We start from the raw sequence: 10491 nt of genomic DNA on the forward strand, positions 1-10491 counted from the left end.
ACAGGTACAAAAAGCAATTAGATATTTATGCAGAGGCGCTTTCTATATTGACGGGGAAAACAGTAAAGGAAAAGTATTTGTATTTATTTAGCATAAATCAAGAGATAAAGGTTTAAAGGAGAGAAAAATGAAATTTATTCATACATCAGACTGGCACTTGGGAAAAACACTAGAGGGAAACAGTAGACTTAGAGAACAAGAGATGTTTTTAAATGATTTTGTGACTGTAGTCGAAGAAAATAATATAGATATGGTAATAATAGCTGGAGATATTTACGACACATCAAATCCTCCAGCTGCAGCTGAAAAGCTATTTTACAAAACTGTATGCAAGCTTTCTGATAATGGAAAGAGATGTGTAGTCGTAATCTCAGGAAACCACGACAATCCCGAGAGATTATCTGCAATCACGCCACTAGCAGAAGAAATGGGGATATTAGTATTTGGGTATCCGCTTAGCAAGACAAATGTGGCGAAATACAGCGGTTTTGAAATAACTGAGGCTTTAGAGGGATGTACTAAGTTCAACTTCAACGGAGAAAAAGTAATTCTATTGACTCTACCATATCCAAGTGAAAAAAGATTAAACGAGGTTATAAAGGGAGACACTGAAAGAGAAAAACAAGTTTCCTACAGTCAAAAGGTAGGAGATATATTTAGAAGTCTCGAAGAAAATTTTGAAGAGGACAGTGTAAATATAGCAGTATCGCATTTATTTGTAGTCGGAGGAGAATCTACAGATTCAGAGAGACCTATAGAATTAGGTGGAAGTCTACTTGTTCAAAAAAACGACCTCCCACAAAATTCACAGTATACAGCTTTAGGACATTTGCATAAGCCTCAAAAGGCATCTGAAAGATTAAATGCATACTACAGCGGTTCTCCACTTCAATACAGCAAAAGTGAGAGACTTTACGCCAAAGGAGCTAAAATAGTAGAGATTCATCCAGGATTAGATCCTATAATAGAAGATATCTACTTCAAAAATTACAAACCGATAGAAGTATTTAAATGCAAAGGTATAGAAGAAGCTCTAAATATATGCGAGGAAAACAAGGAAAAAGACATTTGGTCTTACTTTGAAATAACGACAGAGGAAGTAATAAGCCAAAATGATATAAAAGAGATGAAGAGTTTGCTAAAAGACATTATAGAAATCAAACCTATAATAAACAGCAATTATGAATATGAACATATAGATATGAGGGAAAAGACAATGAAGGAATTATTCATTGAATATTATAAATTTAGAAATAAAGTAGAGCCTAAAGGCGAGTTATTAGATTTATTTTTACATATTGTTGAAGAAGAGGGTGAAGAGTAATTGAAACCGATTAGATTAGAGATAAGTGGGTTAAATAGTTATATAGAAAAGCAGGTTATAGACTTTGAGGAATTGACTTCTAGAGGATTGTTTGGTATTTTCGGAAAAACTGGAAGTGGTAAATCTACTATACTAGATGCAATTACTATAGCCATGTATGGAAATATATCTAGAGATACAAATGAATATATAAATACATCTTGTAACAGAGCTGTAATAAGATACGTATTTGAAATAGGAAATAAGCACAATAAAAAGAGATATGAGGTCGAGAGAATTTTAAATAGAAATAAATCAGGAGCTGCTAATTCATACAGCGCCACACTAGTTGAAGTACACGACGACGGAAATAAAACAGTTATAGCAGAGAAAAAAACTCAAGTAGACAAGGCTATTGTAGATATAGTCGGTCTTACTTCATCTGATTTTACTAGATCAGTGGTCTTGCCACAAGGTAAGTTCAGTGAATTTTTACAATTAGATGACAGCAAGAGAAGAGAAATGCTTGAGAGAATTTTTAACCTTGAGAAATATGGAAAATCCTTGACTGAAAAGGTTAAGAAAAGAAAAGATTCAAAGATTGTGGAGATAGAGGTTTTAGAAAACAGCCTTTTACAATATGAAGGAACTACCCAAGAGGTATTTGATGAAACTTATAAAGCTTTGACAGAACTTCAAGCTACTTCTAGAGACAAAAAAAGAGAGTTAGAGGATACAGAGAAGAAATACAACGAATACAGAGGGGTTATAGGATATCAACAATCTCTAGAAGAAAAGGAAAATAGAAAGGCTAAGTTAGACCAAAAGATCGATGAAATAGAAGTAAATAAAGTTAAAATCGAGCGCTCAGGACACGCTAAGATAGTAGATCCTCATATAAAAAATGTACAGGATTTTGAAAAATCTATATCTGAGTACAGCTTGACACTTGAAAATTTAAATCGCGAATTCACAGCCTCTAATAGAGAATATGAATCTACTAAAGTTAGATACGAGCAAGCTCAAAAGGAAAAGGACAGTAAGCTAGAAGGTTTGATAGCTAGTAAGCAAAAATTTGAGAGAGCTATAATAATAGAAAACCAAATAAAAGAAGTAGTATCTGCAATAGAATCGTTAAAAGCTAAGGTTTACGATTTTGATAGAGAGAAAAATTCACTTAATAAAGAGATAATTGTACTAGAGGAAGAAAATTCTAAGATAAATAGCTCAATCAAGGAAAATGAAAATAAAATATCTTTACTTAAGACTAGTGAAGATTTTAAAGAAAAAGTATACAAGGCTTTTGAAGTTGAAAAGGAATATTTAAGAGTTAAAAAGGAATTTGAAGAAAATAAACAAAATATACCAGTTTTATCTAAGGAGTTAGAAGATTTAAAGAGCAAATTTAGTTATATGCAAAATTCAACTAAGGATGCAAAAATTAACTTAAAAAATGCAAATGAAAAATACGAAATTTTGGTTTCAAAATGCCCAGGAACTAACGATGAGATAGTTTTAAAATCAAATAAGGCTCTAACTTTAAAATCTCTATACGATAAAACATTACAAAATGAAAGCAAGTTAAACCAGTTTCAAGAAAAATTAAATAAAGATAAAGAAGAAAAGTATAAGGTAGATAGAGAGATAAAATCGATAAAGGAATCTATAGAAAAATATAAAAATGAAAAGTCGAGTTTAGAAAAAGATTTAAATGAGCAAAAATTCCTAAATTTAGCTAACGAATTAAAAAGTGGATTGCAAGATGGAAGTCCTTGTCCAGTCTGCGGTTCTATCCACCATCCAGATTCGCATGTAGTAAATAACAACGAAAAAATAGACTACATAGAAGCCCAAATGATAAAAGTTGAAGAAAAAATAAACGCTCAAAGTAAAAAATACGATGAGGCTATAAGAGAACAAAGCAAATTGACTAGCACTATAAGCATGACTGAGGAATCGATAGCAGATGTCAAATCTGAAATTGGCGATTCAAAATCAATAGATTTAAGTAAGGATTTAAATACTCTATCTAAAGAAGTAAGATCTTTAAGAGAAAAAATTGAAGACTGGACTAAATCAAAAGAAAACTTAGAAAAAGAGATAAAAGAATTAGAGCAAATAAAAAATAAAAAGGAAAAAGAAGAGATAGAATTAAACAAAGATATAGTAAATAAGAGCGATAATTTAAAAGCTTTAAAAGAAAACGTAGAAAAAATAAATAAAAACTACGATTCACTAAAAAAACAGTATCTATATATGATATCTAATTTAAAAATAGAAAACTTAAAAGAAAAGGTAGATGAAATAAATAAAAATTCTAGAGCTATAGAGGAAATAGACCAAAAAAACGCCGTTTTAAAGGACAAAAAAGAAAAGATAGAGTTGAATTTAAAGGAAAAAAGAGATTTATTTACACAAATAGATAAAAATATATCTAATTTGAATAAGGAAAATGAAAGTAATTTAAAGGAAAAATCTCAAAAAGAAGCTGAATTTAACTCTATAACAAAGGGTCAAAATCCAAAATACCTTTTAGATAATATAATAGACGAGATAAATAGAATAACTTCAGCAGAGGCGAAATTAAGAGTCCAAGTTGAGGACGAAAAATACAAAAATGAAAAGCTAAAATCAAAAATAAGTGAAGTAAAAGGTAAATTAGAAGAATCACAAATCAAATACAAGTCTTCAAAGGCGACTTTAAATGAGCTTTTATTTGAATATAAATTCGAGAGCATTTACGCTGTAAAAAATTCACTTATAGATGAAGAGCAAAGAGAGCGATTAAAGGATGAGATAGAATTTTTCGAAAAAGAAGAAAAAGCTATATCATTGGAAATTCAAAATTTAAAAGAAAAATTAAACGGAAGAACTGTAAAACTAGACGAATTTTTAGATTTAGAAAAAAATAAATACAAATTGGGAGATGAAATAGACGAAATAACTAGAGAAATAGGTGCAAAACAAAATGAGGTCATGACTTTAGAGAAGAATTTAAAGACAGTTAAAGGACTTCAAAAGCAGTTAGACGAATCTAGACATAACCTAGGATTGCTAAAGGAAATCGAAAAATTACTCCAAGGAAAGAGATTCGTAGAGTTTGTAGCTAAAAACCAGCTTGAATATATAGTTATAGAGGCATCTAAGAGATTAGACCAAATGACAAAAGGTAGATACGTACTTGAAATAGACGACAATCTGAATTTTGTCATGAGGGATAACTACAACGGCGGATTGAGAAGAGGTATAAAAACTCTATCAGGAGGAGAAACCTTCTTGACATCATTAGCACTTGCTCTTGCATTATCATCTCAAATACAGCTTAAGGGTAGCGCTCCGCTTGAATTTTTCTTCTTAGATGAAGGATTTGGCTCATTAGATAACGAGCTTTTAGATGTAGTCATGGAATCTCTAGAGAAGCTTCACAACGAAAAATTGAGCGTTGGAATAATAAGCCACGTCGACGAGCTTAAAAATAGAGTTCCGGTTAAGTTAATAGTCACTCCTAATGATGGAGGCCGTGGATCTAAGATAAATATAGAATATAGTTAAAAAAACAGGGCATCTATAGATGGATATCGTAGGTGCCCTTTAAAATAGAAAATTTACTGTTTTTTTGTCTATTTTTGTATCATATTGTATGATTTTTCATATTATATATTAAGAAAAATTTAAAATATTTTTCTTAACTCCCCTGTTGATAGAAACGGATAAAAAATTAAAAAATTTTATTAATAAAATGTATATATATTAGAGTTTTAGGCAAGAATTATATATGAGAGCGGAAATTATATATATATCTCTCCCCCTAATAAGTATATATCTTTGGGCATCTACAATCTTTCCCCCTTGTAGGTGCCTCTTTTTTGTTGAAATTTCAATATTTTATTTTGTAAGAAAATATATGTACAAACATTTGTTCTGATATAATATTGACTTTTAAAGAATATATTGTAATATTTATTTATAGATCTAAATAATCATAATCAGAGTTTATTAAAAGTTGTATGAAAATTGCTTAATTAATAGATAATAAATAAAAAAAAGATTGAATTAATATATTTTTTAAAATAATATTATATATACTACTAATTTAATATTAAAATCAATAAATATATAATAAAAATATTGAAAGGAGCTGATTTTATGAAGGTAGATATAAAAGGTAGAATTGAGAAGATGAATTTACCAAAAGATAAATGCTTTTTACCATTATATGAAAGTATAGTAAACTCTTTTCAATCAATTGAAGAATTAGAAGATAAAAAAGAAACGTATATAAAAATAACATTGTACAGAGATTACTCTCAGATGGTATTCTCTGACAATGATAAACAAATACAAATATATCCTATAAATAAATTTGAAATAGAGGATAACGGTATAGGATTTAATCAAGAAAATTTCAATTCATTTAATACATCTGATTCAACGTAGAAGCTTGCTAAAGGTGGAAAAGGGATAGGTAGATTTCTATGGCTAAAATCATTTAAAAATATAAGAATTGAAAGTATATATGAAGAAAATGATAAAAATAAAAAAATATAATTTGATTTTTGTTTAGATGATGATCCTATAAAAAATAAAAAAATTGAAGATACAAATGAAAATCGTGTAACTAAAATTGTATTAGAAGATTTGAAGCCAATGTATGCAGATAAAACTAGAAAAAGTTTGAATCATATAGGTTTAAAAATTATAGAACATTGCTTATCATATTTTTTAACTGAAAATTGTCCAAAGGTTATATTAAAAGATGATGAAGATATTTTAAATTTGAATGACTTATTTACAGAAGATATTAATGTAAATACTAAAACAGATAAGTATTATGTAGGAGATGAAGAATTTAAAATAACACATGTTAAAATGTATGATACAAAGAAACAAGATCATAGAATACATTTTTGTGCTAATAATAGAGAGGTTCAAACCAAAAAACTAGATAAAATAATACCAGATGCTACTGGATTTTTTAAAGATGGAGAAAAAAGTTTTAAATATTCAGCTTACATAAGTGCAGATTTATTAGATAAAAATATAAGTGATGATAGAACAAGTTTTAAAATGAATGAAAAAAGAATATTAGGTGAAAAAATTTCTATGAAAGAAATAGAAGAAAAAACTATAGATATAATAAATGAGTATTTAAAAGATTATGTAGAACCTATAAAAATTAAAAAAGATCAAAGAATAAGAAATTATATTTGTAAGGAAAAACCACAATATAGAATTATATTAAAATATAAAGAGGATGCATTGAATAAAATTTCTCCAAATATAAAAGATGAAGACTTAGAAATAGAATTGTTCAAGATAAAACAAGAAATAGATAGGGATTTAAAAGAAAAAAGTGAAATATTTTTGAAAAACAATAAACCTAAAGATATTAAGGATTTAGAAGAATATAAAAAATCTTATCAAAGGTATATTGAAATGGAGAATGATAGAGGAAAATCTTCTTTAGCTGAATATATTGCTCATAGAAAAGTGGTATTAGATTTGTTAGAAAATGCTATTAATTTATCTGAAGAAACAGGTAAATATCCATTGGAAGAATATATACATAACTTAATTTTCCCAATGAAAACAACATCTGATGAAGTTAGTTACGATAAACATAATTTGTGGATTATTGATGAAAAGCTATCTTATCATTATTATTTAGCATCAGACAAACCTATGAAAAATATAGATGTAGTAAGTTCAGATTCTATTAGTAGACAAGATTCGTTAATTATGGATAGAACTATTTTAATTTCAGATGAAACTAATAAACCTTATAATTCATTGACAATTATAGAGTTTAAAAGAGCAATGAGAAATGATTATAGCGATAATAGTAATCCAATAGAACAGGTATATGATTATGTGAGAGAAATAAGAGCTGGATTGAAAAAAGATAGAAATGAAAGACCATTAATGGTAAATGAAAATACTTCTTTTTATTTATATATAATAGCAGATATAACAGAACAATTAAAAAAGAATGCAAGTAGCTATAGGCTTAATAGAACTGTCGATGGTATGGGGTATTTTGGCTATAATGATTCTAGAGATATAAATGCATATGTGGAAATAATTTCATATGATAAATTATTAAGTGATGCACAAAAGAAAAATAGAATATTATTTGATAAATTATTTGGCAAATAATTTTATTATTTTAACAATAAGTTCATATAATATAACTATAATAAGATAAAAGAATATTAGAATATTAACTGGTTTTCGAAATGGTAAATTACTTGCATTTATGTTATAATTAGTACTAATAAAAAATCTTAACCTAAATATTATTGAATCAAGGTAGATTTTTTTGAAGCATATTATTATAATTTATTATACATTATAAAATTTTAAAAATTAGGAGAGTGGTAAAGGTTGGGTTCGACCGAAAGTGTATTACAGATTGTATTACTAGTGTTTTTATTAGCGGGATCGGCATTTTTCTCAGCATCTGAGACAGCTTTAATGTCGCTTAGCAAAATTAGAATTAGATATATGGAAGACGAAGGTGTAAAAGGAGCTAAGCTAGTAGGCTCTCTTATAGAGAAGTCTAGTGATTTACTTAGTTCAATCTTAGTTGGAAATAATATAGTAAATATAGCTGCTACATCAGTTTCTACAGCTTTGTTTATGAGTATATTTGGATCTCAAGGGGTTGCTATGGCTACAGCTGTCATGACAGTTCTTGTTTTAATTTTTGGAGAAATAACTCCTAAAACTATTGCAGCAAATAAGCCAGAAAAAGTAGCAGTACTAGTAGCTAAGCCGATTAATTTAGTTATGAAGATTGCAAAGCCTCTAGTTTGGGTGTTCAATCTTTTAACAGGGGTAATTTTTAAATTAATGGGAATTGACAACGATGGTGTTAAACCATTTATTACAGAAGAAGAATTGAAGACTATGGTAAATGTAAGCCATGAAGAGGGCGTGCTTGAGATGGAAGAACGTGAAATAATAAATAATGTCTTCCAATTTGGAGATATGCAAGCTAAAGAAGCCATGGTTCAAAGATTAGATATGGTAGCTGTAAATATAGAAGATAGCTATGATGAAATCATAGAAATGTTCAAAAGTGAAAAATTGAGTAGATTACCTGTATACGAAGAAAGTATTGACGATATTGTGGGAATACTAAATGTAAAGGATATAATTTTCTTAAGCGATGAAGAGATAGAAAATTTTAATATAAAAGATTACATTAGAGAGGCATTTTTTACTTACGAATTTAAAAAGATAACTCAGCTCCTTGAAGAGATGAAAAAAGAAAAAAGCCAAATGGCTATAGTAGTAGATGAATACGGCGGAACAGCTGGATTGCTTACTATAGAGGACTTAGTTGAGGTAATCGTCGGCGATATAGATGATGAATACGACGAGGAAGAAGAGGAAATCGTAAAAGTAAGTGAAAATGAATATTTAGTTGAAGGTAGTACTAAGATAATCGATGTAAATGAAACACTTGGAATCAATCTAGAATCAGAGGAATTTGATTCTATAGGTGGTTTTATAATAGGATATTTAAAACGTATACCAGAGGAAAATGAGTTAATAGAAGTTGAAAATGTCAAGTTCAATATAGAAAGCATCGATAAAAACAGAATAAATAAAATTAGAATATTTATATAGTATCGAAATTTTTTTGAATTAAAAAAGCCTAGATTAGATTTGAATCTAATTTAGGCTTTTAATTGTTTTTTACAATTCTATTATTTCGCCTGTATTTATATCTATTAAATCTATGTTTAAATCTAATTCATCGTGATTATCTTCAACAGGTATAATATCTATAACGGCTACAGAATGACTTCCATCTTTTGGAATAGAAGTGCTCCCTGGATTTAGAACTATTAGTCCATCATCTATAAATAGCTCTTTTACATGAGTATGTCCTAAAATTAATACATCTGCGCCCATGTTTTTAGCTTTTTTTATGATTTCTTCCTTTGATTCTAGATATCCGTGATTTAATAAAAATCTTATTTCTCCAAATTGAGTTAAAACGTAAGGACTTTGTATAGGATGTTTTATAACCATTTGATCTACATCGGCGTCGCAATTTCCTCTAGCTATTAAAATGTTGTCTACGTTGTTTATTTTTTCGATTACTCCTTTAGGGTTGTATCCTTCAGGTAAATCGTTTCTTGGACCGTGGTAAAGTACATCTCCTATATGGAAAATCACATCGCAGTCCTTTAATAAGTCTAATGCTTTTTCAAAATAAGGTAAGCTACCATGAGTGTCGCTCATTACACCTATCTTCATAATTATCCTCCTAAAATAAAATTTATAAGAACTTTTCAGTTACTCTGCTCCAAAATTCGTAATTTGACATTCTAAGTAATTTGACTTTTAAATCAGAAACAAATGTCGAAATACTGACTATTTGCTTAAATTGATATTCTACCCCATCAACAATTATTAATATTGAATCTTCAAATCTATACTCTGGTGATATTTTTACAATTGAATCCTTTGAACAAATAATACTAGAAGTAAAGCTTCTGTATGCATTTGTGTTTATAGGTGCTAATGGTGTAATTTGCATTACATTTATACTTGGGTCTATTATACTTCCACTAGCTGCATAATTGTATGCTGTAGAGCCTGTAGAAGTTGAAACTATTAGACCGTCGCCACTGAAGTTTTGTACGTGATGGTTATTTATACCAAGTGATAGATGTATAGTTCTGGATTTATATCCCTTTACTACAACTTCATTTATGGCGAAAACATCATTGCAATTAGATTTAGTACAGACAGTTGATTGAAGTACAGGAATTTCTTGAACTATGTAATCTCCCATTAAATAAGATTCGATGAAAAGATCTATATCAGATGGAGAAAAATCAGGGAAAAATCCTAGATGCCCTGTATTTATTCCTAAAATAGGAACCTCTGGAAATTCAAAGTCGTGTACTGTTTGTAAAAAAGAACCATCTCCTCCTATAGAAATTATTAATTCCGTTTGGGGATGGAGTATATCACAAACTGTAAATCCTGCATTTTGCAATTTTTCAGTTAAAATATCCTTAGTTGTTATAGATTTTGGTAGATTATTTGAGCTAATTGTAATAATTCTTTCCATTATCCCACCTCTTTATAACAAGTATTATAACACAGATTGTTATTAACTATAACTGTTTAGAATTAATATTATAAATATAATATTTTTCATGATT

General features: G+C 28.6%; 7 protein-coding genes. 5 read left to right on the plus strand and 2 right to left on the minus strand.

Going from position 1 to position 10491, the window contains the following annotated elements:
- The first annotated feature begins 127 nt into the window (after nucleotides 1-127).
- The 5 genes from MR593_RS01745 (at nucleotide 128) to MR593_RS01765 (ending at nucleotide 8938) form a co-directional block, all read left to right on the plus strand.
- A complete protein-coding gene (locus tag MR593_RS01745; RefSeq protein ID WP_290686332.1) occupies nucleotides 128-1324 on the plus strand; it encodes a metallophosphoesterase family protein in 1197 nt (398 codons plus the stop codon).
- Nucleotides 1325-4855: an AAA family ATPase gene (locus MR593_RS01750; protein ID WP_290686335.1), complete on the plus strand. Its 3531-nt coding sequence runs from the start codon at nucleotides 1325-1327 to the stop codon at nucleotides 4853-4855. It begins immediately after the preceding gene.
- Between the two features lie 594 nt (nucleotides 4856-5449).
- Nucleotides 5450-5740 (plus strand): hypothetical protein, encoded by a 291-nt coding sequence (locus MR593_RS01755; RefSeq protein WP_290686338.1) that lies wholly within the window; start codon nucleotides 5450-5452, stop codon nucleotides 5738-5740.
- Between the two features lie 201 nt (nucleotides 5741-5941).
- A complete protein-coding gene (locus MR593_RS01760; protein ID WP_290686341.1) occupies nucleotides 5942-7459 on the plus strand; it encodes an ATP-binding protein in 1518 nt (505 codons plus the stop codon).
- 228 nt (nucleotides 7460-7687) lie between these two features.
- Entirely contained in the window at nucleotides 7688-8938 is a 1251-nt protein-coding gene (locus tag MR593_RS01765) for an HlyC/CorC family transporter (protein ID WP_290686343.1), read from the plus strand.
- A gap of 69 nt (nucleotides 8939-9007) precedes the next feature.
- Here the strand turns inward: MR593_RS01765 and yfcE are convergent, their stop codons facing one another.
- Both yfcE and MR593_RS01775 read right to left on the minus strand, forming a co-directional pair.
- The gene (gene yfcE, locus MR593_RS01770; protein ID WP_290686345.1) at nucleotides 9008-9574 is read right to left on the minus strand and encodes a phosphodiesterase; all 567 of its coding nucleotides are present in this window, start codon (nucleotides 9572-9574) and stop codon (nucleotides 9008-9010) included.
- Between the two features lie 22 nt (nucleotides 9575-9596).
- Nucleotides 9597-10397: an NAD(+)/NADH kinase gene (locus MR593_RS01775; RefSeq protein ID WP_290686347.1), complete on the minus strand. Its 801-nt coding sequence runs from the start codon at nucleotides 10395-10397 to the stop codon at nucleotides 9597-9599.
- Nucleotides 10398-10491 lie beyond the last annotated feature (94 nt).

The organism is Intestinibacter sp., from assembly GCF_022780145.1.
In the GTDB taxonomy this organism is placed as follows: Bacteria; Bacillota; Clostridia; order Peptostreptococcales; family Peptostreptococcaceae; genus Intestinibacter.

Coding starts and splice junctions, on each gene's coding strand:
- MR593_RS01745 (WP_290686332.1), top strand. CDS start 128: ATGAAATTTATTCATACATCAGACTGGCACTTGGGAAAAACACTAGAG.
- MR593_RS01755 (WP_290686338.1), top strand. CDS start 5,450: ATGAAGGTAGATATAAAAGGTAGAATTGAGAAGATGAATTTACCAAAA.
- yfcE (WP_290686345.1), bottom strand. CDS start 9,574: ATGAAGATAGGTGTAATGAGCGACACTCATGGTAGCTTACCTTATTTT.
- MR593_RS01775 (WP_290686347.1), bottom strand. CDS start 10,397: ATGGAAAGAATTATTACAATTAGCTCAAATAATCTACCAAAATCTATA.